The organism is Collinsella sp. TF11-5AC (assembly GCF_003436775.1).
GTDB lineage: Bacteria > Actinomycetota > Coriobacteriia > Coriobacteriales > Coriobacteriaceae > Collinsella.
Genome location: NZ_QSQO01000007.1, coordinates 60,594 through 85,639 on the forward strand (window position 1 = coordinate 60,594; position 25,046 = coordinate 85,639).

Here is a 25,046-nt window from a genome sequence, read left to right on the forward strand (position 1 = left end):
GCGCCTTTTTGGTGCAAAGTAACCTGACCCCAATGCACCATAGTTGCCCCAATGCACCATAGTTGATGGGAGGGCCATGTCGGATTCGCCTAATTTTTTAACCTATGCCCAGACGGCGTTTGATCCGTTTGAGGAGAGGCCGTTCTGCGCGGTGGATAGCCTGGTCTTTGCGTGGTTGTCCTATTTGCGTTTGCCGGGTGATATGGCGGAGCTGACGAACTGGCAGGGCCTAGACGTACGCGAGCTGCTGCGTGCCGAGTGCTACCGGGACATGATTGACGACTTGTGGGACCCGGAGGGGAGCAAGGCCTTGCTGGAGGCCGTGGCAGCAAGTCCTCGCTACCGTGGCGTGCACGTTTGCGGCTATCGTGCCGTGAGCGATGTGGTGGCGACAGAGCAGTTTGCAGCCATGGCGTTCCGGTTTCCGGCGGGGTTTAGCTATCTTTCCTTCCGGGGGACCGACAGCACGATTGTGGGCTGGAAAGAGGACTTTAACATGGCGTTCCGGTATCCTGTGCCGGCCCAGGAATCCGCGGCGCGTTATGTGGACGAGGCGGCGGATGCGATTGACGGGCCGCTTTTGTGCGGAGGTCATTCCAAGGGTGGAAACCTTGCGGTGTACGGTGCGGCGATGTGCTCCGATGTCGCCCGTGAGCGAATCGAACGGGCGTATTCCCATGATGGTCCGGGCTTCGTCGAGGAGTTTCTGAACGGCACCGCCTTTGCCGATCTTTCCGGTCGAATCGATAAGACGCTACCTCGGTCGTCGATCTTTGGCATGATGTTCGAGACGCAGGAGGACTATGCCATCGTTGAGAGCACCGAGTTCAGCCTGCTGCAGCACAATCCCTTTAGCTGGGTGGTTGATGGTCGCGACTTCGTGTACTGTGAGCGCCTGTCCGCCGGTGCTCGATACGTTGATGGCTCCATTCGCGAGATGCTGCTTGCAGTGTCACCTAGCGAGCGCGAGCGTTTTGTAGATGCGTTGTTCTCCGTGTTTGAGGCTACGGGTGCTGAGCGGTTTGCGGATATCGCTGGGAATCTGCGCGAGAGCCTGCCCGTGATGCTCCAGGCTGCGCAAGGCTTTGACAAGGATACGCGACGCTTTGTCTCGCAGACTATCGTTGCGATTCTTAAGTGTGCGCTGCTGCCCAAGCGTCCAGAGTTCAGCGTGCCTTCTAGTGGTAAGAGCCTGGCAGAACAGCTCGAGGCTTGGCAGTCCGAGCTCCTGCGCTAACCATTGGTGCAAAGCAGCCTGTCCCCGATGCACCAATCTTCGATGCGCCTGGGGCGGGCTCGACCGCTATACTGGTTCGTGCTCAATATAATCTAGAACGGAATGCCGTATATGAAAATCAATCATGCGATTCTGCATATCCTGGACTTTGACTCTGCCGTCAACGTTATGAGCCAGCGCGAGCTCGATATCGAGAGCCGTACCGTGCGCAACTTCGTGACCACGCATCTGCGCCGCGCACGTACCTCGGCCGACAATAAACGCGCCGCGTTTGCCGAGAACTCTGCGTTTGGCGGCGAGCTCAAGGGCTATTTCTTTGGCGAGCGCGAGTTCGTAGACCTGTCGCAGCAGATTGCGGAGTTCATTTCCTCCGAGCTTACCAAGGCCGAAAAAGCCGAGTCCACCGATGTGCTCGTGGCCGACTTTGACGACGATGAGGATGCCCGCTGGTTTGCCGTGATGCTGCTGGGCTCCAAGCAGGCCTTTATGCACGAGGTGGGCCGCGAGGAGGGCGAGGTACGCAACGACATCGCGCGCCACTATGCTATCCTGCCGAATCCTTCCCAAAAGGTGCCAAGCTATGCCATCGTGCGTGCGAGCACCATGGAGATCGGCTATGTGGACAAGAAGCGCAAGATTGCCGGCGAGGACCGTATGCTCATTCCCGATGGCCTGCTGCAGTGCGACACGGGCGTATCGGGCAAGGAAGTCATCGACACCGTGACGCGTGTGGTCGAGGAGGTCGCTGAGGAGCACGGCGCCAATACGGCCGTAGCGCTCGCCAAGGTTAAGGCTGCTGTGGCCGAGAAGGTTGAGGATGACGAGGAGCTGCCGCCTTGGGATATCGTCGATGAGGTCTTTGAGGACGAACCGGTCATCAAGGAAAGCGTGCGCGCGGCACTGACCGAGGAGAAAGTTCCCGAGCGCGTTCCCGTGGAACGCAAGCAGGTCGAGCGCGCGGCCGTACGCAATCACAAGATTCGTACCGATACGGGCATCGAGATCAGCTTCCCGGCCGAGATGGGTTCGAACTCCGAGTACATCGAGTTCGTCAACGAACCCAACGGCCTCATCTCCATCGAGCTCAAAAACATCGGCAGCATCGAGAATCGATAAACTGCGCCTGGACGCTGCAAAAAACAAAGGCCGAAGCCTCGGATGAGGGCTTCGGCCTTTTTACTTGGGGCTTAATTACGCTACTGGTTGAGCATAAGTCAGCGAAAACGCCCCAGAGCGAGCAAGGTGACGTGAAAGAGGAGGGCATTGACCTTTTGGTCATGCCCGACGATTGGACGTCAGATTGCCGCTCTGGGGCGTTTGCAGCGTCGAGCCGTTACGCGGGTTGGTAAACCCGCGTAACCCTACAGCTGGCGCAGACCTTCCTCGAGGCCGGTCTTGCTGTCGGTCTTCTCGTCGCGCATCTTGATGACGCGGGCGGGGACACCGGCCACGACGGCACCAGCGGGGACGTCCTCGACGCACGCGGCGCCGGCGGCAACGACAGCGCCCTTGCCTACGTGCACGCCTTCCAGGACCACGGCGTTGGCGCCGATCATGACATCGTCCTCGATGATGACGGGCGTGGCGCTTGCGGGTTCAACGACGCCTGCCAACACGGTTCCAGCGCCGATGTGGCAGTTCTTGCCCACTGTGGCGCGGCCGCCCAGCACGGCGCCCATGTCGATCATGGAGCCCTCACCGATAACGGAGCCGATATTGATGATGGCACCCATCATGATGACGGCGCGGTCGCCGATCTCGACGCGGTCGCGGATGATCGCGCCCGGCTCGATGCGGGCGTTGATGCCCTTGAGGTCGAGCATGGGCACGGCGGAGTTGCGGCAGTCGTTCTCCACATCGTAGTAATCGATGGAATCGGCATTGGCATCAAGGATGGCTTTGAGCTCGTCCCAGTCGCCAAAGACAGTCTTGCCACGACGACCGCCGTAGACGTGTGCGTCGCCCCAGGCAACCTTCATGCCCGGCTTTTCGCGCACGTACAGTTTGACGGGCGTTTTTTTGGGCGCGGTGGCGATGTAGTTGATAATCTCCTGTGCATCCATATCGGCTGCATTGCTCATTTGCTGTCTCTCCTTTGGGTGGATCCGGTTGATACCTGGTTAGGCAAACATGACCTGGTCGAACGTATAGAAGCCGTGCTCGCGGGTGACGAGCTTCTGCGCGGCTGCCAGGGCGCCGTTGACGAAGATCTGACGGCTCGTGGCGCGATGCGTGAGCGTGACTTCCTCGTCCTGGCCAAAGAAACTCACTTCGTGCACGCCGGCGACAGTGCCACCGCGCAGCGAGTGCATGCCGATCTCCTTGGGGTCGCGCGCTCCGCACATGCCCTCGCGGCCATAGACGGGGTGGTAGCCCGCCTCGGGCTCGGCTTCGACGACGGCATCGAGCAGCAACTTGGCAGTGCCGCTGGGGGCGTCGACCTTTTGGTTATGGTGCGTCTCGACGATTTCGCAGTCAAAGCCGGGCAGCTCGCGTGTGGCCTGTGCTACCAGATGACGCAGGGCTGCGATACCGATGGAGTAATTGCCGGAGTGCATGACGCGGGCGTTCTGACCCAGCTCGCGCAGGCGATCCATCTGCTCTGGTGTGTAGCCCGTGGTGCCCGAGACCAACGCGGCGCCTGTACGCTCGACATAGGCGACGACGGCATCGAAGGTCACGACGTTCGAGAAGTCGATGATGACGTCGGCTGCCGGGGCACTCTCGAGCTCGGACAAGTCGAAGCCGATCTGGGCGACGATATCAAAAACGGGCTGACCGGCGGCGTCGACAACGCCCTCGGCGGTGGTGCGGATGAGCGAGCCCATACGGCCCGTTCCCATAATGACGGTCTTAATCAAGCAGACCAGCTCCCTTCAGAGCATCGGTAAGTGCAGCGCGCGTGTCGTCTGCCATGGGGCACAGCGGCATGCGGTAGTTTGCCTCGATCATACCCATCTGTGCGAGCGCTTCCTTAACAGGGATGGGGTTGACCTCGCTAAAGAGGGCGTTGATGAGCGGCTGACCGGCGATCTGGATATCGCGGGCGCGCTCCACGTCACCGTCCAGATAGGCGCGGCACATGTCGTGCACGAGTTGCGGCTGAACATCGGCCCACACGCTGATGGTGCCCGAGGCACCCAGACTCATGAGCGGCACGGTGAGGGCGTCCTCGCCCGAGTACATGCGGAAGTCGTCGGACAGCAGGTGGGCGATCTTGGCCGCGTAGGCGACGTTGCCCGAGGCTTCCTTAATACCCATGATGTTGGGGTGCGCGGCCAAGCGCTCTACGTTGCGCTCGCTGATGCCGCAGCCGCAACGGCCGGGGATGTTGTACAGGATGCAGGGGATGTCCACCGCATCGGCAACGGTCTTAAAGTGCTGGTAGATGCCCTCTTCGTTGGACTTGTTGTAGTAGGGGGTAATGAGCAGCAGGCCGTCGGCGCCCAGGCCCTGATAGGTGAGCGACTTGGTGAGCATGGTCTGCGTGGAGTTGGAGCCCGAGCCGGCGATGACGGGGACACGGCCTGCAACCTGCTTGACCACCGCGGCGACAACGGAGTTGTCCTCATCGTCAGTCATCGTGGCACTCTCGCCGGTGGTGCCCAGAGTGAGGATGGCGTCGGTACCGTTTTGCAGGTGGAAATCGATAAGGCGCTCGAGCGCGTCAAAGTCGACGCTTCCGTCCTTTTTAAACGGCGTGACGAGGGCGACGATCGAACCCTCGAGGTTGCGGATATCCATGTTCTTCTCCTTCGCTTCCGCGATCTGGATGCGTTTGTTCCACTGAGCGGCGACGGCCAGACGCTCGTCCTGGGCGCGACGGCGGGCACTTTCGGCGCGCGACTTGGCCAGCAGCTCTCGGCCGCTCGGCAGCACGTCGAGCGTGGCAAAGTAATCGCCCGGGCGCTCAGCACGGCGGATGAGGTCGGCCGAGCCATCGGGGCGCAGCAGCACCTCGGCGGAGCGCAGACGGCCGTTGTAGTTGTAGCCCATGGAGTAGCCATGCGCGCCGGTATCGTGGATCACGAGCAGGTCGCCCATGTCGATATGCGGCAACTCGCGATCAATGGCGAACTTGTCATTGTTCTCGCATAGGTTGCCCGTGATGTCGTAGGTGTCCGTAACGGGTGCTGCGGTCTTGTCGGCGCCACTCGGCTGACCCATCACCGTAATGTGGTGGTAAGCGCCATACATGGCAGGACGGATCAGATCGACGGCGCTTGCATCAACACCGATATAGTCCTTGTAGATCTGCTTCTCGTGGATGGCCTTGGTGACCAGGCAGCCGTAGGGCCCCATCATAAAGCGACCCATCTCGGTGCAGATCGCCACATCGCCCATGCCGGCGGGAACCAGGATCTCGTCGTAGGCCGCGCACACCCCCTCGCCGATGGCGTGGATGTCGTTAGCCTGCTGCTCGGGCAGGTAGGGGATGCCGACGCCGCCGGATAGATTGATGAAGGCGACGTGTGCGCCGGTCTCGCGCTCCAGGCGCACGGCAAGCTCAAAGAGGATGCGCGCGAGCTTGGGGTAGTAGTCGTTGGTGACGGTGTTGCTGGCAAGGAATGCGTGGATGCCAAAGTCCTCGGCGCCCTTGGCCTTGAGCGTGCGAAAGGCCTCGAAGAGCTGCTCGGTGGTCATGCCGTACTTGGAGTCGCCCGGGTTGTCCATGATGCCGTTGGAGAGCTGGAACAAGCCGCCCGGATTAAAGCGGCAACTGACTGTCTTGGGGATGGGCCCCGCAACGTGCTCAAAGAACTCGATATGGCTGATGTCGTCAAAGTTGACGATGGCACCCAGCTTGTCGGCGAGCTCAAAGTCAGCCGCCGGCGTGTCGTTGGACGAGAACATGATGTCATGTCCCGTGATGCCCAGCGAGCGGGCGATCATGAGCTCGGTATAGCTCGAGCAATCGCAGCCGCAGCCGTATTCGTTGAGAATGGAGATGAGCGCCGGGTTGGGGTTGGCCTTGACGGCAAAGTATTCCTTAAAGCCCGGGTTCCATGCAAAGGCGTCGCGCACCTCTTGCATGTTGCGGCGGATGCCCGCCTCGTCGTATAGATGAAACGGCGTGGGGAACTGCTCGACGATATGCTCGAGTGTCTCCTTGTCCAAAAACGGCTGCTTGGCCGCATATGCCTCGTTGGGGGTCAATGCCATGTCCCGTAAACCTCGCTATCCAGACGGCGCCATCTGCGCATCGAATCCGCATAGCGTGGACCCAATGTCCGGATAGCGCTCCCGCATTGCTGCAGACAGTCCTGTGGGTGTTTCCCGCAGGCCCACCAGGCTGTTCGTGCCCGAAAAGCCCAGTTCGGCGGGTTTCGCCTCCCCGCGGGGTCAAAGCCTGCCGGCTCGCCCGCGGCTCTTCGTGCCCGCGCCTCTATCAAGTGGTAACGACCCTACCACGTTGCACTTTACCAAACAAGAGTATTCGTATATAACGTTTAAAAAATGCAGGGATATGCTGGAAATAAGGGTGTGGCAATCTTGCGGCACAATAGATGGCAATCGACGCGCACCCATGAAAGGAACCTCTATGACCGAGCTCCAAGAACTCCGCCGCTATCGGCGCGACTTGCACAGGATCCCGGAGCTCGACTTCGATCTTCCGCAGACGATCGCCTATATCGAGGGTGTGTTGGCGCCGCTCGCCTGCGAGGTGGCCCATCCGTGTCCCAGCTGCGTCTGCGCTTTCTTCGACGCTGGCGTTGGTGCCGCGCATGCCACGGCGATTCGCACCGACATGGATGCGCTGCCCATTGTGGAGGCGACGGGCGCGGCTTTCGCCTCGTCTCATCCCGGCAAGATGCACGCTTGCGGGCACGATGGGCACATGGCCATGGCGCTTGCCGCAGCGACGTATGTCGACCGTGCGATTCGCGAGCGGCCGGGTGTCATTAAGCGTAACGTGCTCTTTGCGTTCCAGCCTGCCGAGGAGACGACCGGTGGTGCCAAGACGGTATGCGAGAGCGGTGTGTTCGAGCGCTATGGTGCCGACCGTATCTTTGGCTTTCACGTGTGGCCCGACCTTCCCGCCGGCACGCTGGCGAGCTGTCCCGGTCCATTGCTAGCGCGTTCGAGCGAGACGCATGTGCACATTCACGGGATGAGCATCCATATCGCCAAGACCTATGGCGTACCGGTCGAGGAGTCGCACGATGCCGCATTGGCGGCAGCGAAGTTTTTGGTTGCCGAGCGCGAGCTGATGGACGAGTTGGGCGCCGACGAGCCCTGTATCGGTAAGTTTGGTCTGCTGCGGGCCGGTACGGTTTGCAACGCGGTGGCGGGGGAGGCCCACGTGGCCGGCAGTCTGCGCGTGTTTACGGACGATATGTTCGACCGTGCGCGAGAGGGCGTGCGCCGCGTGCTCGATGAGGCGTGTGCTGCAACGGGCTGCGCGTACGATCTCGATTTTGCTGAAGGGTATCCGCCGGTCGACAACGACCCCGAGCTGTTTGCCCGAATCGCGCCCGCTCTGCCCGAATTGCAGCTCGTGGACGAGCCGCTGCTAATCGCCGAGGATTTCGCGTTCTATCAGCGGCATCTGCCGGGCGTGTTCTTCTTGCTGGGCACGGGCGTGCCAGAGGGCCAAGACAACCCGAGTGATTCGGATGGCTGCCCCGCCTATGCAACAAGCGCCCTGCATACCGATAGCATGCTCTTTGACGAGGAAATCCTACTCAAGGGCCTCGATGTCTACAAACGATTGCTTGGCTTGGAGTGACGATGGAACGACGCCGACAGTCTTCCGTATATAGCCCGGGTGGATGCGGGTGTGGCTTGCTACTGCTTCCGGTTATTGCTGTGAGCATTGGCGTGATGTTTGCGCTTGCCGGGGTGGCAGCAGCGGCACTCGTGTTGCTGATTGTGGCCATTGGCGTGACGGTCTGGCTGTGCCGTTCTCGCGAGCAACGTCGTGCCGATGGTAAGACCAATGTCGGCTGGGTCGTCTTCTTGATCATTGCGTACCCGCTGAGTGTCAGCTACCTGGTGTTCTTTGCCCTGTTGATGATCAGTGCCTTTACCGGGGAATCCGTCACGGTGGGTTGATGCACTGCCAGCAGACGGTCGTGCAAAGTGCGTTTGCTCGGCGTTTGGATAACTGCATTGGCCGTTTACCGCAACCTTAGCTCTCAGCTAATGAATTCAAGTTCAATCCTTCCTACGATGTGCTGTGTGCCGGCACGGTAGCCGGATCGTAGGAAGGATGAATAATGGCAAAAGAGGGAAAGAAGCCGATCGGCAAGATTGTCCTAGGCATCATCGTGGTGCTGGTTATCGTCGGTGCCGTGGGCTCTATGGGCGGCAACTCAACCGATTCGTCTGCGAGCGATTCGGCAAAACCTGCCGAGATGACACAGCAGGCTGAGGAGCAAAAAGAACCGCAAGAACCGTATACCATTGCTGACGAGGCTGAAGACACTTCCAATCAGTTTACCTATAAGATCACGGGCACGCTGACCAATAACACGGACAAGGAAAAGAGCTACATTCAGATTGAGTATGTTCTGTATGATGCCGATGGCAACCAGGTTGGAACGGCTCTTGCAAACACCAATCATCTGAAGGCGGGCGGCTCCTGGAAGTTCGAGGCGCTGGGTACGGTGTCTCCCGACCAGGTTGCTAGCTGGGAGCGTTCGGACGTAAGCGGTTTCTAGCATGTTGCATGCACTGGGGGAGGTGAAGTCGTATGCCCGATAAAAAGCTGACCGAGGAGTTGCTCAACGAGCTTCTCGATGCGCCGAACATCGATGGCTATATCAGGGAGCACGACTTTGCCGCCCCGTCGCTTTCGGACTATCTGAAGCAGCTGCTGCAGGAAAAGGGCTTGGAGCGTTCGCGCGTGGTTCGTATGGCCGATCTCAATGAGACCTTTGGCTATCAGATCTTTACTGGTGCGCGTCACCCGAGTCGCAATAAGGTGCTGCAGATTGCCTTTGCGATGGCGCTGACGCTCAAAGAGACCAACCGTGCGCTGACGGCTGCCGGGGTAAGCGTCCTTAACTGCAAGGATCGCCGTGATGCGATTATCATCTTTTGCATCGATCGCGGGTGTAGCCTCCAAAAGGTCAACGAGGAGCTGTATCGCTTTGGCGAGGAGACGGTGAGTTAGCGGCTGATATCTGAGCCGGCGGAGCTGCCGAACAACGATGCAAACGAACGGGGCGCGGATGCCATGGGGTGTCTGCGCCCTGCGCTATGATGGAGGCTATGGATACTCAGACCCCAACATATCCCGATGACGAGCTGACCGCAGCGCTTGCCGAGCACCTGGCGTCGCTCGATCGCGACGACAGCTATCGCGTGGAGCGTGTACTTAAGCGCTCGTCCGTTGAAACAACTGAGCTCGTGTACTTTGAAGGAACCGGCGGTGGTTCGCTCGGCCCCTTTGTCCGTAAACGCATCGATGCTTCGGCTCAAATCGGCGGGGCATACGAGCGTCTGTTTGCCGCCCAGCGGGCGGGCGGGCGTTTTGAGCACCTGCCCAGAATCGTCGATTGCCGTCGTGTGGGCGACGAGCTTAACGTGGTTATGGAATATATCGAAGGAGAGACGCTCGGGGTGCTGGTGGACCGTCTGGGAGCCACCCCCGATTATGCACGTGAATTGTATCCTGCCCTTTGCGACGCCGTGGGCGAGCTCCACGCCGGTTTTGCAATGGCGGGGGAGACGTCGGCGCCGGTGATCCATCGCGACCTCAAGCCATCGAATATCATCGTGACAGGTGCGAGCCGTACGCTCGATGAGGGCCTGACGTTTTCATCGCTGGTGATTATCGACTTGGGGATCGCGCGCGTATGGCGCGATGGCGCCGATGCCGACACCGTCAAGTTTGGCACGCGACCCTATGCGCCGCCCGAGCAGTATGGGTTTGGGCAGACGAGTGTGCGCAGCGACGTCTACGCACTTGGCGCCCTGTTGTTCTTCTGCTTGACGGGAATCGACCCTAAACCAGGGCTCGACATGCGCGAGCAATGCGAGGCGCGTGGCATTCCCACTCCACTTGCCGATGTCATCTGCATGTCGATGGCGCTCGACCCGGCTAAGCGTTTTGCGAGTGCGGAAGCGTTGGGACGGGCTACGCGCGCGGCATACGACCTGAGTCGCCCCGTGCGGCCTCCTGCGCCTGCGCCTATCCGTACTCCGGCATCGGAGACGGCGTTGACGCCCCAAGGGCTCCAGAACCCCGCAGGGCTTCCTAGGCCTGCCGCCTCTGTTGCATGCGGTCTGCTCTCTCGCGTTCCGGAGTCTCTGGGGCGCATTTGGAATACGCTTGTCTGCTTCTCGCTACTTGTGTTCTTTGCCGGAAGTCACTTTGCCGTCTTTCACCCCACGGGAGCAAACCAAAGCTACCCGACGTGGCTTCTCATAATCGAGTATTTTTTCTTTGTCGATGGCCTTATGGTGCTTATGCATTTTGCGCTGCTCGATAAGCGCCGTCTTCGTCGGCGATTCGTACTGCTCGACAGCTATCGCGGCAAGAAACTCGCGAAACTCTGGCTCAAGGCATTGGGTGTGCTGCTCCTATGCATGATCGTCATAGTCGCGGTTGCCAATGCGACCGGCGTCGTCGATACCTCCGCTACCTAAAAGAAAAGGGCCCCATTGGGGCCCTTTGCAGTTGCGCTTAGATGCGGTTCATCTGAGCGGCGACTTTGTTATACCAGTCCTGCCACGTGGGCGGGCAGTACTTTTTGGCCGCTGCCGGAGTAAGGGTGGAGCCGTAGTTGGCACCCAGATAGGCAACGTGAGCGGAGATGCCCTCGCTCCAGCTGCCAAAGCTGCGCCAACCGCCGCCACGGGCGCTCCAGCCCCAGGCGTTGTAAGAATTGGCGCAATAAGCACCCTTGGTGCTCTCGATACAGGCGATGGCGGGGGACCAACGGGGGTCGACACCGGTATTCCAGGCGGCGACGGCAAAGTTATAGCCCTGGCCTGCCATGGGGGAGCCGGCAAGATAATTGTCGATGCGGCTCGTCCACTCATTAATGAACGAATCGTAATCGGAACTACCGGTATTGGAGTTGTTCACCGTGGTGTCTATGGTGGTGTTGGTGTTGGTGGCCTGGCTGCTGGAATTGCCGCCGCTTACGCCCTCGCCCGAGAGCTTCTCGGCGGCAGCGGCCTTATCGGCCTCAAGCTTGGCAAGCTCGGCGGCATTTTCCTGCTCGGCTTTTGCCTGTGCCTCGCTGCGGAGCTGCTGGGCCTGTGCCAGCGCATCCTCGGCGTTTTTCTGCTCTGCCTCAAGCTGTGACTTGGCCTGCTGGAGCTCGGCCTTGTTCTGCTCGAGTTCGGTTTGCATATTATTGAGCTCTTCGATCTCGTTGACGCTCGAGCTCGTGATCTGGTTGGTGTATTTGCAGGTCGTGATGAACTCACCCAGGCTCTGCGCATTGACCAGGAAGCTCACGATGGGATTGGTGCCCTTCTGATACTTGTACAGATCGCGCATGGCGGAGCTTGCCTTGGCCTGCTGCTCGGGAAGCTTAGCCTCGATTTCCTCGATGCTTGCCTCGTTGGAGTCAATCTGCTTTTGCAGGTCATCGAGTTTGGTGCGGGCGTCGTTGTAGGCGCTCGTGGCGGCTTCGATCTTCTGCTGGGCTGCAGAAAGCTGGTCCTGCGTTGCCTGCGAGGCGGCATACGCCGCAACGGGGGAGAGCATCGGCGTGGCCGTCAGCGCAACGGCGAGCGCGGCGCTCGTGATGATACGAGCCGGCTTCGACGCAATGAGCGCTGCGGTGCGATGATTCGAATGCTGCATCCAGTCCCTCTGCAATCAATCGTAGGTTATGGTTCGAACGGTATTCTACTACTGCTTTCGACCTCAACTTGAACCTTAAAGGTTCCAAAGGGTCAAGTTGAACTTGAGGCTTTGGCTTTGACCTGCAGTTATGATGAATTGTTGAGAAACCATAGAGTTCAACTTTAACGTTACGGGGGCCTGTTTGCGGACGGGCTTTCGGTCGTGAAAGCTATCTCAACAGGGGGTTTGCGGCTACAAGGCCCCATCGCGGTGAGTGCGGCTTTATGCTGGACGATCACGTCGATTGCCATAGATACGGTGGAGCTTTGGGCGCCGGCGGTTTGGCACGCTAGAATAAATCAGTTGCGCAAAGACCGCCCGTTGTGTGGGCAGTTCATGATAGGAAGTTTCCATGGCATTGCAGTTTACAGAGCGCGAGTTCATTCCCGTGCTGCTCGGTGGCGACATCAACGCCTATTCGGTGGCGCGCGCCTTCTACGAGGAGTACCAGGTCAAGAGCCTGGTCTTTGGCAAGTACCAGACGGGTCCCGCGTACCGCAGCCAGATTATCGACTACACGCCCAACGTGGATATCGATACCATGCCTGTGATGCTCAGGACCGTCAACGGCATTGCCCAAGCGCATGCCGATAAGACGATTGTCCTTGTGGGCTGTGGCGATAACTATGTTGCCCTCGTGGCTCAGGCCAAGGATGCCCATGAGTTGGCGGATAACATCGTCGCGCCTTACGCTCCCTATAGCATGCTTGAGCAATGTCAGAAGAAGGAGATCTTCTACGAGCTGTGCGAGAAGCACGGCGTGCCCTATCCGCATACCTTTACCTTCACCATGGCGATGCTGAACGCCCAAGGCGAGGCACCTGCCGAAGTGCTCGACCAGATTGACTTCCCCTACCCGATGATCCTGAAGCCTTCTGACGGCATCATGTGGTGGCAGCACGAGTTCGAGGGCCAGAAAAAGGCCTATGAGATTGCCGACCGTGCCGAGCTGGAACAGGTCATTCGCGACTCGTATGCCAGCGGCTACACCGACGACCTGATCTTGCAGGATCGCGTGCCCGGCAATGACGAGTGCATGCGCGTGCTCACCAGTTATTCCGACCGCAACGGCAAGGTGCGCATGATGTGCCTGGGTCACGTGCTGCTCGAGGAGCATCAGCCTCACGGTGTCGGCAACCACGCCTGTATCATCACCGAGCCCAATGACGAGCTCATGGGCGGCGTGCGCAAGTTGCTCGAGGACCTTCACTTTGTGGGCTATTCCAACTTTGACGTTAAGTACGACGAGCGCGACGGCTCGTTTAAGTTCTTCGATTTCAACACGCGCCAAGGTCGCAGCAACTACTACGTCACTAACAGCGGCTTTAACGTTGCCAAGTATGTGGTGGACGAGTATGTGTTCAACCGCCCGTTTGAGCCGGAGTTTGTGACGGCGCAGGACGAGGCGCTGTGGATGGTCGTCCCCATGCGCGTCGTCGACAAGTACGTCAAGGATTCCGAGCTGCGCGCTAAGGTGCATCGCCTGGACAAGGAAGGCAAGGGCGCCGACCCTTCGTTTATGAAGGGCGACTTTGTCTTTAACCGCTGGCTGCGCATGTGGCACACCAAGCTGCGCCACTTTAAGCTGTTCAAGACGTATTACAAGTAGATGAGTGCGGCGCCCGTCCGGTTTACATCGGGCGGGCGCGGGTATGATACGCGCAATTGCGCAAGCGTCACCAAGGAGGCGGCGATGGAAAAGCTGGGAGTTATCGGCGGCATGGGCGCCGAGGCCACGTCGTATTACTACGACCAGGTAGTGCGTCATACGGCTGCTGCCTGCGATCAGGATCATATCGACATGGTGGTGCTCTCCAAGTCGACCATGCCCGACCGCACGCTGGCCATTAAGACTGGCGAGCACGCCAAGCTGCTGGCGACCATGAAAGAGTGTGCCCAGGCACTCGAGTCGCTGGGCTGTGCGCACATTGCCATTCCCTGCAACACGTCACACTACTTCTACGACCAGATCCAGTCGTTTACGAAGGTGCCGATTATCCACATGCCGCGTGAGTCGGTGCGCTATGCCCTTGCGGGTGCGGTGATGGGGGAGTGCGAGTTCGACCCCAACCTGAGCATGCCGGCCGAGCCGGTGCGCAAGATTGGCATCATGGGCACCGACGGAACCGTGGGCGCGGGCGTCTACGGCCGCGAATGCGAGGCTGCGGGTGTTGAGGTCGTCTATCCCAGCGAGAAACGTCAGAACGATGTGATGTCGCTTATCTACGATGATGTGAAAGCCGGACGTGAGCCCGATATGGATAAGTTCGACCGCGTGATGTGGGAGTTCGCCCGTAGCGGCTGCGACCGTGTCATTCTGGCCTGCACCGAGCTATCGGTGCTGCAGAAGTATCGAGAGATGCCCGAGATCACCCTCGATGCCATGGATGTCCTGGTGCGCGAATCCATCATCCGCAGCGGCGCCCCCTACCGCCTCTAGCTTCCGACCTGCCAAAAAAGGGACAGGTTAATTTTGGTAGATTTTATCTGGTGAAACAGTAAAGGCCTCGGCTCGTTTGGTGCGAGCCGAGGCCTTTTGCGTTGGGTGGTTGCTGTCGGTGGCGAACTAGAACAGGAAGCCGATGGCGATGAGGGCGATGCTGACGATGAGCACGGCGATGTCCAGGCCCTTGATGGGGTAGCGCTTGTACGAGCTGGCGCGTGTACGCAGATAGAAGCCGCGCTGTTCTGCCGCCAAGGCTGTGGCATCGGTCTTGCCCACGCTCGAGATGAGCAGTGGCACGCACAGTGGCAGCATGAGCTTAAGCTTCTTGATGGGGTTCTTGGTGTCGTACTCGACGCCGCGTGCGGTCTGCGCTTCCATGATGGCGTTCATCTCCTGACCAAACACCGGCACAAAGCGCAGCGCCGTGGTAAAGGTGAAGGCATAGCGATACGGCACGTGCAGCACCTCGACGCAGGCGTTGGCAAGGTCGTTGAGCTTGGTCACCATGAGCATGAGGATGAGTGGTAACGCCACGCCCAGCAGGCGCAGGCAGGCCTTCGATCCCGTGATGAGGCCCGTGTCGGTGATAAAGCCCCACACCACGTTGCCATCGCGCATAAAGGCTAGCTGGAGCACCAGCATGATAAGCGCGAGCGGAATCAGCAACTTGAGCAACGAGAACAGACGGTCGACGACGCCGGCATAGGCACCCAGCGCAAGGGTGAGTGCCAAAAAGCCCAGCAGCGCCACGTAGGTGTCGGACAAGAAGATGCCGACGATGATGGCGGCGGCGAGGCCCAGTTTGACGACGGGGTTCAAACGATGCAGTAGCGTATCGCCCGGCATGTAGTCGATGACGTTAACCACGGTGGACCATCTCCTTGGTAATGCGAACGACATCGGTGACCTCGCTCACCTGCGCAAAAGCGGGCGAGACGGAAGGTGCCAGACGGCGCGAGAGTTCAATAACCTGGGGAGGCTCCACGTAGGCACGCCGCATGAGATCGATGTTCGAGAATAGCTCGTGCGTGCGGCCGCGGTCGAGGATGCGACCGTCGGCCATTACTACGATACGCTCGGCAAAGTCGGAAACGACTTCCATGTCGTGACAGACCATAATCACGGCGCAGCCGCGCTCGGCCATGGTGCGCACCGTTTCCATGACGGTCATGCACTCGCGGTAATCAAGGCCGCTCGTGGGCTCGTCGAGCACGACGATCTTGGGCTCAACAACTACGACGGAGGCAAGCGCCACCATTTGTCGCTGGCCGCGCGAAAGCGAGAAAGGTGCCTCATCGGCAGGCAGGCCAAAGCGGTCGATAACGAGTCGAGCGCGACGCAGAGCCTCGGCACGGTCGATGCCGGCAAGCTCCAGGCCAAAAGCGACCTCGTCGAGTACGGTATCCTTGCAGATCTGGCGGTCGGGGTTTTGGAAGAGGGTTGCGACTTCGCGGGCGATGCGGCTCGTGGGAACGGCTGCGGTGTCCAGCCCCGTAACGCGCACGCTGCCCGAGGCGGGCTTAAGCAGGCCTGTGAGCAGCTTGGTGAGCGTGGTCTTGCCGGCACCGTTCTGGCCGACGATGCCCACGAGCTCGCCGGGATAGAGGGTCAGGTTGAGGTCGTGTACGGCGGCGCCGCCATTGGGATAGGCAAACTCAACGTGATCGAAGGTGAGCACGGGCTCGGCGTCCTTGGCGTGCGGGCGCAACGACGGTGCATGCGGGGAGCCGGCGGGCGCCTGGGCTTCGCTGGCCGCGTGTGCGGGGTCGACGATGCCCGAAATCAGGCGCTCGGCCTCATCGACATCCAAGCAAGGGGTACCGCTTACCAGGCCATCGGCCTCGAGGCTATTGAAGATACGCGTGACGCGAGGGCAGTCGACGCCGATGGCACGGAGCTTGTCGGTATGCGCGAAGACCTCGTGTGGTTCGCCCTGCAGCGCGATTTCGCCATGGTTGAGCACGAGCACGCGGTTGCAGTACTCCGAGAGCAGGGCGACCTTTTGCTCAACGACGACGATGGTGATTCCAAGTGCGCGGTTTGCCTCACGCAGCGTCTCGAAGACCAGCGTGGAGCTGGCAGGGTCGAGTGCCGCGGTGGGCTCGTCGAGAACCAAGACGCGCGGACGCATAGCGAGAATGGCGGCGATGGCTACCTTTTGCTTCTGTCCGCCCGAGAGGGTGGCAATCTCGCGGTCGCGCAGGTCGCTGATGCCGACGGTCTCGAGCGTTTCGCTCACGCGCTGCTCGATCTGGTCATGGGGGACGCCAAAGTTCTCGAGGCCAAAGAGCATCTCGTCCTCGACGACCGAGGCGACCATCTGCGTGTCGATATCCTGCAGCACGCTGCCGACGATTTGCGACACGTCGGTCAACGAGACCTCGCAGGTGTCGTGGCCGTCTACCATGACGGCCCCAAAGAACGTGCCGGTGTAGTGGTGGGGCACGGCACCCGACAGGCAGGCGGCAAGCGTGGACTTGCCGGCGCCCGAGGGCCCGATGATGCCGATGAAATCTCCCTTGTTCACGCTGAGCGAGATGTGGCTGAGCGCCCGCTCGGTCTGCGTGCCATAGGAGAACGAGACATCGTCGACGTTGATGATCGTTTCCATGGATACCTTTCATAGTCATTGGGGACGTTCTTTAATGACTAGTCGTTTAAGAACGTCCCCAAGAGCTAGTTGTTTGGGACGGTCTTTACCGATGGGTCACTGTGGGTTAGTTGAGCTTCAGGGCCTTCTGGATGGGCAGGTAGAGGGCGCCGACCAGAATGGCGTTAAAGACGGCGGTCATGGCGACGACGGGCAACATAGCGGCGGCGAGCTCGCCGACCACGCCAAGCATGGCCATCTTGATAACCATGAAGATGACGCCGGAGACAAAGGTGGTCACGAAGGTAGCGACGATGGCGACGGCAGGCTTAACCTGACCGTTCTTGCCGGCGGCGTTGACGATGCCGGCCATGAGCATGGCGGCGATGCCCTCGGCGGCAAAATCGACGAACGGCGAAGTGGTGGTGATCTGGATCACGGCAGCCGAGATGAGGCCAATGACGAGCGCCTGGCCGATGTTGGGGCGAACGACCAGGATGGTGAGGCAGAAGGCCGAGATGATGAACTCGGGGCTGATCATGCCGCCCGAGATGCCCGAGATTGCCTTGCCGACGGTGAAGTTGAGGATGAAGCCGGCGGCGAGCAGGATGGCGAGCAGGACGAGGGCGCGGACATCGAGTTTGCCGCGATCGGCGGTCTGGACGGTGCGGGGCTGGGTGGCGGTGGTGTTCTGAGACATGGTGAAAATCCTTTCGGAAGGGGATTGCAAGAGAAAAGCGGAGGCGCGTGATGCGAATGCGATCGGGCTCGAGATAGAAAAAGGCCCCCGGTCGAAACCGGAGGCCTTCCAATCACCTAGAGCGCAAAAACAGGCGTGAGGGACTCACTGTCGACCGATCGTATTCGCATCACGCCACCACCAGTTGTTGAGAGACTTCATCGTGTTCTTCATGTTGGTGGCTCCTTTCGTGATGCCGTGGCGCGGTCGCACCTAGTTGCTGTTGCGCTGCACTATAGCACAGCGAAGTGTGTGCGGGGAAATCTTTTTTAAAAAGATTTCAGGCGGGTTTCCCGTCGGTCAAAAAGGCGGGTTAAGTGGGCGTGGTGACTCATGTGCCCCGCCCGCTCAGCTAAGACGTTACTCCTTATTGCGACGGTAGAGGAAGTAACCGCCCGCGGAGATGACGGCAACGCCAGCGATGGCGAATGCAGCCACCATGCGGCCATCAAAACGATCGCCAGTGGTGGGCAGGCCGCCCTTGGTGTTCGTCTTGTTGGTGGTTACCGTGGTCGTGGTGTCCGACTTGCCGGGCTTCTCGGGCTTGGTGGTGGGCTGCTCGGGCTTAGCGGGCTGTTCGGGCTTAGCGGGCTGCTCGGGGGTACCGGGCTGTTCGGGAGTTCCGGGCTGATCCGGGGTCACCGGGTCGGTGGCAAGAGTGTCCTTGGCATAGGTGATGGACACCTTGAGGCCGTTGGTCTCAGTGTTCAGGTCGCTCGGGGTGAAGGGCGTGTTGAAATCCTCAGCCTTCAGATAAGCGCGCATCTCCTGGAGAAGGGCCTTGCACTTGACGTAGGTGTTCTCAGTGGCAGCCTTGCCGGCCTTGTTTGCCAGGGCGGTGCGGCCCTCAGTGGTGGTCTCGGCCTGCATAGCAGCATCGACCTCAAGGTTCTGCTCGATGAGCTCGTTCTGGAGAGCGTCGAGGTAGGCGCGAACGCCGGTGCCGAGCTGCTCGCGGTGCTCGTAGCAGAGGGAACTAATGTCCATGAGGACGTAGTTGATGGAGTTCTCGGGCTCCTCGTTGTTCACGATGTCCGTCTCTTCGCAGTGATCGTAGGAGACATCCTGATTGCTGAAGTAGGGGCTGACCTCGGTGAGCAGTGCAGAGTACAGAGGAATAGCGACGGAGTAGGCGGCGCGGGAGAGCATCTCCCACTGAATGGTCGCGATCTCGGGGTCCATGCCCTGACGGATCTGGAAGAGGTTGGTCTCGGTGCTTCTTTCGGTGCCGATGGCGTAGACACCGTCGGTGTTGGCGTTGAGGCCGGGGACATTTTCGCCGCGGTTGCCAAATGCACGGATCATCTCAAAGGTGTTCCAGTCGGACTTGCCGGGCTTGAAGAACAGGGGCTGGATCTCGCTGACCATGGCTCCGATTTGGTCGGGGCCTTTTTCCGGTTTAACCGTGACGATGTCGTAATCCGCACCCTTGGTCAACGGGGCCATGAAGTAATCGCGGCCCTGGACATAGCGAGTCCACTGATGAACGCCGGAATCGGCGACGCTTTTGCCATAGGTCTTGGCAACGTCGAACTTGCCGTCGGTGTACTCGGCGAAGCCATTTTTCTCGGGCATGGTCTGGATGCCGTCGGAGTGGAGGCAGTTCTCGGCGTCATCAAGGTTGACATCGTAATTGAGTCCGCCGATGTTGGGGTTGAGTGAGGCGACGTCATCGGCGAGCTTCATGGCGATCCACTGGTGGCCGGAAAGTGCGGCAAACAGCCAAGTCTCGTTGCTGTCGGCGATGATAATCTGATCGTTGCCGTTGGCGCCCTGCTCGTCGATGATCTTGCCGAGGAGCTCGACACCCTCACGTGCTTTGGCACTTTCGCCTAAGATAACGCTGCCGTAGCTATACTCGCCAATGCCAGTGTCGGTCAGGGGGTCTGCCTTGGCGGCTTTATCGTTCATGTTGGTGGTCAGCGTTGCGGAGCAGGACACGCCCTTCTCGTTGATGCCTGCCTCGGAGTAGGCATCATAGCGCCCGTGCCACTGCGAAGGATGATCGCGCACGTAGCTATAACGATATGTAGTCTTGGTCGACCTGTATGAGAAGTCGGACTCGTCTGAGCCGTAGGTATACCCGGGGGCATGCGACGGCTCAATGCCAAAGTGCTTGAGGTAGCGCGGGCCAAAGTCCTCGGCGCGACCATAATATGTGTTGCCGTCGGCTGTTAGGTTTTTGCCCATGTACATCTGCGTGCAGGCGAGCGCAGATGTCGGCATGGACATGATGGTCGCAGCTCCAAAGGCGAGGCCTATGCCTAGCTTCTTGAGCGCGTTGACGGGGCGAGTTTTCCTCATTTTCCCTCCCAGCGTGCGAAAGCCCTCTGTCGCCAGAGGGCTTCAGCCAATAAAGACACCTCATTAGCGTAACGAGCTGGAAACAATATTCATCTATGAAAGAAACTTACTCGATAAGCGTGATGAAATATGCGATGAACGGTTAATCGTACTCAGTTTGCAGCTTTACTTTAATAAAGACGCCCTGTAATTACTGTAGCCGAATAAAGTAGCTGGGAATGCCCGAAATGAAAATCCCCCGCTGTTTGACGAATGCATAAACAGTGGGAGAGTCGATAACTGGATGAATATCATACCAATGTGGATTTACTTCTTTCGGCGGTGAATCACGTTGATGGCGTAACCGACGAGCATGGCCAAGACGATGACAATAAAGCCGATCAGGGGATTGTCGTTCATAGGGTCCTCCTATTTTCCGAGCGGGGAGAATTCGTCGACGATGAGGTCGAGGCATTGCGGAAGCGCGCGGGCTCCAAAGACGCCCGAATTGCTGGAGATAATCTCGCCATCGAACTGCATGCCCAGTGACGGGGTGCAGGTGATCTTGGCTTCCTTGGTCTGGATGATCTTGAACTGTGGGCGCCCGAGTACCTTGCCGGCGGGGTCAAGCGCAGCGGTGATCACGGTAGGCAGCAGCTGCACGGTGCGCACGGGTTCGATGACCGCAATGTCGACCATGCCGTCGTTCATGCGGCAGTTGGGGAACAGGTTGATGTCGTTTTGGATGACCGAGGTGTTGCCGGCCATGCAGCAGATGCCATCGAGCTCCTCGACAATGCCGTCATGCTCGATGGTAAAGTGCGCCACCGTGGGGTTGGGCGTGGCGAGCGCGGAGAGGAAGTAGGCGATCTCGCCGATGTCGTTTTTGGTAGGGGCGGCCTTCATCATGATCTCGGCGTCGAAGCCCGAGCCGGCGATGATGATAAAGCCGTGGCGCCTTTCGTTGCCGTTCTCGTCGAGCCAAAAGAGCTCGCCCATGTCCACTTTGACCGTGCGACCGGCACGGCAGGCCTTGGCAAGTGCCGCCGCCTCAGGGGCATTGCCGATGTTGTTGAAGAACAGGCAGGCCGTACCGGAGGGGAAGACGAGCGTGGGGACACCGCATCCGCGCATCTGATCGAGCACGTTGGAGACGGTGCCGTCGCCGCCCGAAACGACCACGCGATCAAACTCGCGCACGTCTGCCACGGCGTCTTCGGGTTCCATGCCATCGCCGATAAAACGCATCGCGACCTCGTCGCCGCCCTGCGCGAGGGCGTGCGTGAATGCGTAGATTTCATCTGAGCTGGGGCCCGATGCCGGGTTGTGGATGATAAGGCAGCGCATACTTACGTTCCCGTTCTGTGACTAACCGAGTATAGTTGTAAGGCAATGCCGATATCCTACCCGTGTTTTTCGGGCCTAACCTTATTCGATGGGTTGATATGTACATTTCCACACATCAGGCTCTACTCGACTTTTGCCAGCGCGCCCGTGAGTTTGACGCGATTGCCGTCGATACCGAGTTTTTGCGCGAGCGCACGTTCCATCCGCGCCTGTGTTTGGTTCAGATTGCCACCCCTGCCGAGAGCGTCGCGGTCGACCCTCTGGTGATCGACGACCTGTCGCCGTTGGCCGAGCTTATGGCCGACGAGAGCGTGACCAAAGTCTTCCACGCCTGCTCGCAGGATATGGAGGTTATGCTTCATACCGTAGGCGTGCTGCCGCGTCCGATTTTTGACACGCAGGTGGCCGCCGCCTTTTTGGGCGAACGCCAGCAGATTTCCTACGGTGCGCTCGTGCAGACGTTTTGCGGCGTCTCGCTGCCCAAGACCGAGTCGCTGACCGACTGGTCGCGTCGCCCGCTGACCGACAAACAGATCGAGTACGCGATCGATGACGTCAAGTACCTGATCGTCGCCTATACCGAGATGATGAGCCGCCTGCGCGAGCTGGGCCGCGTGGACTGGGTGCTCGACGAGCTGCGCCCGCTGGCTGACGAGTCGCACTATCGCGCCGATCGCCACGAGGCGTTCCGTAAGGTCAAACGCATCAATTCGTGCAGCCGTCACCAGTTGGGCATCGCGCGCGAGCTCGCCGCCTGGCGCGAGGACCGCGCCGAGCGCCGTAACATCCCGCGCAAGTGGGTCATGTCCGACGACACGCTGCTTGCGCTCGTTAAGCGCAATCCCGTGCGCGTTGAGGAGTTCCGTAGCATTCGCGGTACCGACCAGTTGGGGGAGCGCGATGTGGACGGCGCGCTCATGGCCATCAAGCGCGGCGCGAGCTGCCCGTACGATCGCCTGCCGCTCATGGTGCGCGGGCACCGTCAGATCTCGCCGGAGCTGGAGAGCGTGACGGACCTGATGTATGCGCTCATCCGCCTGGTTGCCGAACGCTCGGGAGTGGCGACCTCGGTTATTGCCTCGCGCGATGACCTGGCCGACTACATTGAGCATCCCGAGCAGAGCCCCCTGCGTGAAGGCTGGCGTTTTGAGCTTGTGGGCTCGCGTCTGGACGATCTGCTTTCCGGCAATATGGGACTCACCGTGAAGGACGGAAAGATTGAGTTGTTATAGGGAAGCCTAGTCTGCTGAGTGGGTAGAATGCCTCCAACGTGTAACTCGATTTGGAGGAATTCGCATGCCCTATTACTATGGATACGGCTTTGGTATCGACCCGCTGTACCTGCTGGTTGTGCTTGTCTGCACGGTGCTTGGCCTTGCCGCGCAGAGCTATATCAATTCGACGTACAAGACGTGGTCCAAGGTTCGCTCGGACGGCGACACGGGCGCCACGGTCGCTCGCCGCATGCTCGACGCCAACGGCTGCAATGCCGTGGGTATCAAGGGCGTCGCTGGTGAGCTTACCGACCACTACAACCCGCAGGACAACAATCTGTATCTGTCGGATTCCAACCGTTCGGGCGGCTCGGTCGCAAGCGTTGCCGTCGCCTGCCACGAGGCGGGCCATGCCGCCCAGCGTCAAAGCGGCTATGCCATGATGAAGGTACGCACCGCCCTCGTGCCGGTCGTCAACTTTACCCAGAACACTTGGACCATCGTGCTGCTCATGGGCCTGTTTATGAACATCGCGGGACTCACGACCCTCGCGCTGATCTTCTTCTCGTTTAGCGTGCTGTTCCAGCTCGTTACGCTGCCGGTCGAGATTGACGCCAGCCGCCGCGCCGTGGCGTATATCGAGCAGTCGGGCATGAGTTCCAAGCAGGTCAACGGTGCCAAGAAGGTGCTGACGGCCGCCGCGCTTACCTATGTTGCCGCTGCGCTCACCTCGATTATTCAGCTGCTCTATCTTATGGCTCGCTACAACAGAAACTCCAACCGATAACAAATGGGACAGGCAGGCGCCGCGGGGATTCGTGTCCTCGCGGCGCTGTACTATGTGTTGGACTTGAATTTGCGCAGGGCCGGAGCCCTTGTGCACGATGACGAAAGGAGGCTGCGTGGCAGGCTGGAATCTAACCGGCAATGCCGTTTCCGCCGAGTTCGACGGTTCGGACGAGCAGGAGCGTAAGGAGCTCAGCGTGAGCCAGGCGGTAGAGATCGCCGCCGGTGCGCTCGATGCCATTCCGCAGCTGAGTGTCCTGGGCGAGGTCACGGGTTTCCGTGGTCCCAACGCCCGAAGCGGCCACTGCTACTTCCAGATTAAAGACGACTCGGCCGCCGTCGACTGCATCATCTGGAAGGGCGCCTACCTTAAGCGCACCTTCGACTTGCGCGACGGCATGCAGGTAAGCTTTAAGGGCAGCTTCAATCTCTACAAGCCTACGGGTCGCATGAGCTTCGTTGCCCGCTCGTTCTCGCTGGCGGGGGAGGGTCTGCTGCGTCAACAAGTGGCGCAACTGGCCGAAAAGCTACGCCGCGAGGGACTGATGGACGAGTCCCGCAAACGCCGCATCCCGGTGTTTTGCTCACGCGTGGCGGTCGTCACCTCGCTTTCCGGTGCGGTAATCGACGACGTCAAGCGTACGCTGCGCCGTCGCAACCCGCTCGTCGAGCTTGTCTGCGTGGGCGCCAAGGTTCAAGGCGAGGGTGCGCCGGCCGAGCTCATTGATGGCTTGCGCCGCGCCGCTTCCATTACGCCGGCGCCCGACTGTATTTTGCTGGTGCGCGGCGGCGGCTCCTTTGAGGACCTCATGACCTTTAATGACGAGGAGCTTGCCCGCGCGGTGGCGGCTTGTCCTGTGCCCGTGGTGACCGGCATTGGCCATGAGCCCGATACCTCGATTTGCGACATGGTGAGCGACCGACGCGCCTCCACGCCCACGGCGGCGGCAGAATCGGTGGCGCCGGCTATGACGGAGTTGGCCGATGTGCTCGAGGCGCGCCATCAGCGTCTGGGTGCCGCGATGGCATCGATGATTGGGTCGGCCCAGGTCGACCTGGAGATGCTCGATCAGCGCGGTCGCCGTGCCTGGGATACCTATACGGCTCGCTTGGGTGATGCGCTCGATGCCGCTGCGTGTCGCCCGTGCCTCAACGACCCCACATTTATGGTCGAGCGTCGCGAATCGGAGCTTGCGCTGACTGCCGATCGCCTGTCGGGCGCCATAGTACGCTCGGTCGGGACATTCCGCTCCAACTTTGAGCGCTTGCCCGAGCGTCTGATTACAAGCACCTCGGGGCTCGATGGTAAGCGCCATGCGCTCACGCTTGCGAGTTCCCGCCTAGAGCATCAAGGGCGCACGATGCTCAGCAAACCAGCGTCCGACCTGGGCCGTGCAGCGGCTTCGCTCGATGCCCTGTCGCCGCTTAAGGTACTTGCCCGCGGCTATTCCATCGCGTACAGCGACGATGGTGTGGCTATAAGTGCCCAGACCTTTAAGCCGGGCGACGCCATCCGCGTGCGCATGGCGGACGGTAACGTGTCGGCAACCGTCAACGCGGTCGAGTAGGCCGCGTTTCACAGTGATGGACCCTT

The 25,046-nt window shown here is 59.9% G+C and carries 21 protein-coding genes and 1 riboswitch; of the genes, 12 read left to right on the forward strand and 9 right to left on the reverse strand.

The window, feature by feature from the left end:
• The first annotated feature begins 76 nt into the window (after positions 1-76).
• Together DXD16_RS04895 and DXD16_RS04900 are read left to right on the forward strand one after the other, a co-directional pair.
• Positions 77-1,237, forward strand: coding sequence for an Mbeg1-like protein (locus tag DXD16_RS04895; RefSeq protein ID WP_117655304.1), 1,161 nt, complete (start codon positions 77-79; stop codon positions 1,235-1,237).
• 111 nt (positions 1,238-1,348) lie between these two features.
• Entirely contained in the window at positions 1,349-2,353 is a 1,005-nt protein-coding gene (locus tag DXD16_RS04900; protein WP_117583913.1) for a nucleoid-associated protein, read from the forward strand.
• A 245-nt stretch (positions 2,354-2,598) separates the two neighbouring features.
• Here DXD16_RS04900 and dapD read toward each other — a convergent pair whose 3' ends face one another.
• The 3 genes from dapD to dapA are packed head-to-tail and all read right to left on the reverse strand — an operon-like array spanning position 2,599 to position 6,400.
• A complete protein-coding gene (gene dapD, locus DXD16_RS04905) occupies positions 2,599-3,318 on the reverse strand; it encodes a 2,3,4,5-tetrahydropyridine-2,6-dicarboxylate N-acetyltransferase (protein ID WP_117655305.1) in 720 nt (239 codons plus the stop codon).
• Positions 3,319-3,357: 39 nt separating this feature from the next.
• The gene (gene dapB, locus DXD16_RS04910; protein WP_199408108.1) at positions 3,358-4,098 is read right to left on the reverse strand and encodes a 4-hydroxy-tetrahydrodipicolinate reductase; all 741 of its coding nucleotides are present in this window, start codon (positions 4,096-4,098) and stop codon (positions 3,358-3,360) included.
• On the reverse strand, positions 4,091-6,400 hold the full coding sequence (gene dapA, locus DXD16_RS10475; protein ID WP_117655306.1) for a 4-hydroxy-tetrahydrodipicolinate synthase: 2,310 nt from the start codon (positions 6,398-6,400) through the stop codon (positions 4,091-4,093). The genes dapB and dapA overlap by 8 nt, the downstream gene beginning before the upstream one ends.
• 65 nt (positions 6,401-6,465) lie before the next feature.
• Positions 6,466-6,634: riboswitch (Lysine riboswitch) on the reverse strand.
• 145 nt (positions 6,635-6,779) lie between these two features.
• On the opposite strand from dapA, the gene DXD16_RS04920 reads away from it, so the two are divergent.
• The 5 genes from DXD16_RS04920 to DXD16_RS04940 all read left to right on the forward strand — a co-directional run bounded on the left by DXD16_RS04920 (position 6,780) and on the right by DXD16_RS04940 (position 10,834).
• Entirely contained in the window at positions 6,780-7,967 is a 1,188-nt protein-coding gene (locus tag DXD16_RS04920) for an N-acetyldiaminopimelate deacetylase (protein WP_117655307.1), read from the forward strand.
• 2 nt (positions 7,968-7,969) lie between these two features.
• Positions 7,970-8,293 (forward strand): hypothetical protein, encoded by a 324-nt coding sequence (locus DXD16_RS04925; protein ID WP_147326450.1) that lies wholly within the window; start codon positions 7,970-7,972, stop codon positions 8,291-8,293.
• Positions 8,294-8,457: 164 nt separating this feature from the next.
• Positions 8,458-8,901: an FxLYD domain-containing protein gene (locus DXD16_RS04930; protein WP_117635412.1), complete on the forward strand. Its 444-nt coding sequence runs from the start codon at positions 8,458-8,460 to the stop codon at positions 8,899-8,901.
• A gap of 32 nt (positions 8,902-8,933) precedes the next feature.
• On the forward strand, positions 8,934-9,356 hold the full coding sequence (locus tag DXD16_RS04935; protein ID WP_117635411.1) for an XRE family transcriptional regulator: 423 nt from the start codon (positions 8,934-8,936) through the stop codon (positions 9,354-9,356).
• A 98-nt stretch (positions 9,357-9,454) separates the two neighbouring features.
• Positions 9,455-10,834, forward strand: coding sequence for a protein kinase (locus DXD16_RS04940; RefSeq protein WP_158551586.1), 1,380 nt, complete (start codon positions 9,455-9,457; stop codon positions 10,832-10,834).
• A 37-nt stretch (positions 10,835-10,871) separates the two neighbouring features.
• Here DXD16_RS04940 and DXD16_RS04945 read toward each other — a convergent pair whose 3' ends face one another.
• A complete protein-coding gene (locus tag DXD16_RS04945; RefSeq protein WP_117655310.1) occupies positions 10,872-12,005 on the reverse strand; it encodes a glucosaminidase domain-containing protein in 1,134 nt (377 codons plus the stop codon).
• A gap of 394 nt (positions 12,006-12,399) precedes the next feature.
• On the opposite strand from DXD16_RS04945, the gene DXD16_RS04950 reads away from it, so the two are divergent.
• A complete protein-coding gene (locus DXD16_RS04950; protein WP_117655311.1) occupies positions 12,400-13,656 on the forward strand; it encodes an ATP-grasp domain-containing protein in 1,257 nt (418 codons plus the stop codon).
• 84 nt (positions 13,657-13,740) lie between these two features.
• Positions 13,741-14,487, forward strand: coding sequence for an aspartate/glutamate racemase family protein (locus DXD16_RS04955; RefSeq protein WP_233502622.1), 747 nt, complete (start codon positions 13,741-13,743; stop codon positions 14,485-14,487).
• A gap of 126 nt (positions 14,488-14,613) precedes the next feature.
• On the opposite strand, the gene DXD16_RS04960 is transcribed toward DXD16_RS04955, so the two are convergent.
• The 5 genes from DXD16_RS04960 to DXD16_RS04980 form a co-directional block, all read right to left on the reverse strand.
• A complete protein-coding gene (locus DXD16_RS04960; RefSeq protein ID WP_022094111.1) occupies positions 14,614-15,360 on the reverse strand; it encodes an energy-coupling factor transporter transmembrane protein EcfT in 747 nt (248 codons plus the stop codon).
• The gene (locus DXD16_RS04965; protein WP_117655313.1) at positions 15,353-17,104 is read right to left on the reverse strand and encodes an ABC transporter ATP-binding protein; all 1,752 of its coding nucleotides are present in this window, start codon (positions 17,102-17,104) and stop codon (positions 15,353-15,355) included. Before DXD16_RS04965 ends, DXD16_RS04960 begins: the two co-directional genes overlap by 8 nt.
• 106 nt (positions 17,105-17,210) lie before the next feature.
• Complete coding sequence (locus DXD16_RS04970; protein WP_117635404.1) at positions 17,211-17,783, reverse strand: hypothetical protein; 573 nt, start codon at positions 17,781-17,783, stop codon at positions 17,211-17,213.
• A gap of 399 nt (positions 17,784-18,182) precedes the next feature.
• Positions 18,183-20,126 (reverse strand): C69 family dipeptidase, encoded by a 1,944-nt coding sequence (locus DXD16_RS04975; protein ID WP_117655314.1) that lies wholly within the window; start codon positions 20,124-20,126, stop codon positions 18,183-18,185.
• A 408-nt stretch (positions 20,127-20,534) separates the two neighbouring features.
• The gene (locus tag DXD16_RS04980) at positions 20,535-21,452 is read right to left on the reverse strand and encodes a diacylglycerol kinase family protein (protein WP_117655315.1); all 918 of its coding nucleotides are present in this window, start codon (positions 21,450-21,452) and stop codon (positions 20,535-20,537) included.
• A gap of 98 nt (positions 21,453-21,550) precedes the next feature.
• On the opposite strand from DXD16_RS04980, the gene rnd reads away from it, so the two are divergent.
• From rnd to xseA, 3 genes are all read left to right on the forward strand, one after another.
• Positions 21,551-22,684: a ribonuclease D gene (gene rnd / locus DXD16_RS04985; RefSeq protein WP_117655316.1), complete on the forward strand. Its 1,134-nt coding sequence runs from the start codon at positions 21,551-21,553 to the stop codon at positions 22,682-22,684.
• Between the two features lie 64 nt (positions 22,685-22,748).
• Complete coding sequence (locus tag DXD16_RS04990) at positions 22,749-23,453, forward strand: zinc metallopeptidase (RefSeq protein ID WP_117655317.1); 705 nt, start codon at positions 22,749-22,751, stop codon at positions 23,451-23,453.
• A gap of 115 nt (positions 23,454-23,568) precedes the next feature.
• Entirely contained in the window at positions 23,569-25,020 is a 1,452-nt protein-coding gene (gene xseA / locus DXD16_RS04995) for an exodeoxyribonuclease VII large subunit (protein ID WP_369831466.1), read from the forward strand.
• The last annotated feature ends 26 nt before the right edge of the window (positions 25,021-25,046 follow it).

Bases quoted from the DNA above. Each gene is read 5' to 3' on its own strand.
- dapD (WP_117655305.1), bottom strand. From the start codon at position 3,318: ATGAGCAATGCAGCCGATATGGATGCACAGGAGATTATCAACTACATC.
- DXD16_RS04955 (WP_233502622.1), top strand. From the start codon at position 13,741: ATGGAAAAGCTGGGAGTTATCGGCGGCATGGGCGCCGAGGCCACGTCG.
- DXD16_RS04940 (WP_158551586.1), top strand. From the start codon at position 9,455: ATGGATACTCAGACCCCAACATATCCCGATGACGAGCTGACCGCAGCG.
- rnd (WP_117655316.1), top strand. From the start codon at position 21,551: ATGTACATTTCCACACATCAGGCTCTACTCGACTTTTGCCAGCGCGCC.
- DXD16_RS04990 (WP_117655317.1), top strand. From the start codon at position 22,749: ATGCCCTATTACTATGGATACGGCTTTGGTATCGACCCGCTGTACCTG.
- DXD16_RS04975 (WP_117655314.1), bottom strand. From the start codon at position 20,126: ATGAGGAAAACTCGCCCCGTCAACGCGCTCAAGAAGCTAGGCATAGGC.
- DXD16_RS04970 (WP_117635404.1), bottom strand. From the start codon at position 17,783: ATGTCTCAGAACACCACCGCCACCCAGCCCCGCACCGTCCAGACCGCC.
- DXD16_RS04950 (WP_117655311.1), top strand. From the start codon at position 12,400: ATGGCATTGCAGTTTACAGAGCGCGAGTTCATTCCCGTGCTGCTCGGT.
- DXD16_RS04945 (WP_117655310.1), bottom strand. From the start codon at position 12,005: ATGCAGCATTCGAATCATCGCACCGCAGCGCTCATTGCGTCGAAGCCG.
- DXD16_RS04980 (WP_117655315.1), bottom strand. From the start codon at position 21,452: ATGCGCTGCCTTATCATCCACAACCCGGCATCGGGCCCCAGCTCAGAT.
- DXD16_RS04935 (WP_117635411.1), top strand. From the start codon at position 8,934: ATGCCCGATAAAAAGCTGACCGAGGAGTTGCTCAACGAGCTTCTCGAT.
- DXD16_RS04920 (WP_117655307.1), top strand. From the start codon at position 6,780: ATGACCGAGCTCCAAGAACTCCGCCGCTATCGGCGCGACTTGCACAGG.
- DXD16_RS04965 (WP_117655313.1), bottom strand. From the start codon at position 17,104: ATGGAAACGATCATCAACGTCGACGATGTCTCGTTCTCCTATGGCACG.
- dapA (WP_117655306.1), bottom strand. From the start codon at position 6,400: ATGGCATTGACCCCCAACGAGGCATATGCGGCCAAGCAGCCGTTTTTG.
- DXD16_RS04930 (WP_117635412.1), top strand. From the start codon at position 8,458: ATGGCAAAAGAGGGAAAGAAGCCGATCGGCAAGATTGTCCTAGGCATC.
- DXD16_RS04895 (WP_117655304.1), top strand. From the start codon at position 77: ATGTCGGATTCGCCTAATTTTTTAACCTATGCCCAGACGGCGTTTGAT.
- DXD16_RS04925 (WP_147326450.1), top strand. From the start codon at position 7,970: ATGGAACGACGCCGACAGTCTTCCGTATATAGCCCGGGTGGATGCGGG.
- DXD16_RS04900 (WP_117583913.1), top strand. From the start codon at position 1,349: ATGAAAATCAATCATGCGATTCTGCATATCCTGGACTTTGACTCTGCC.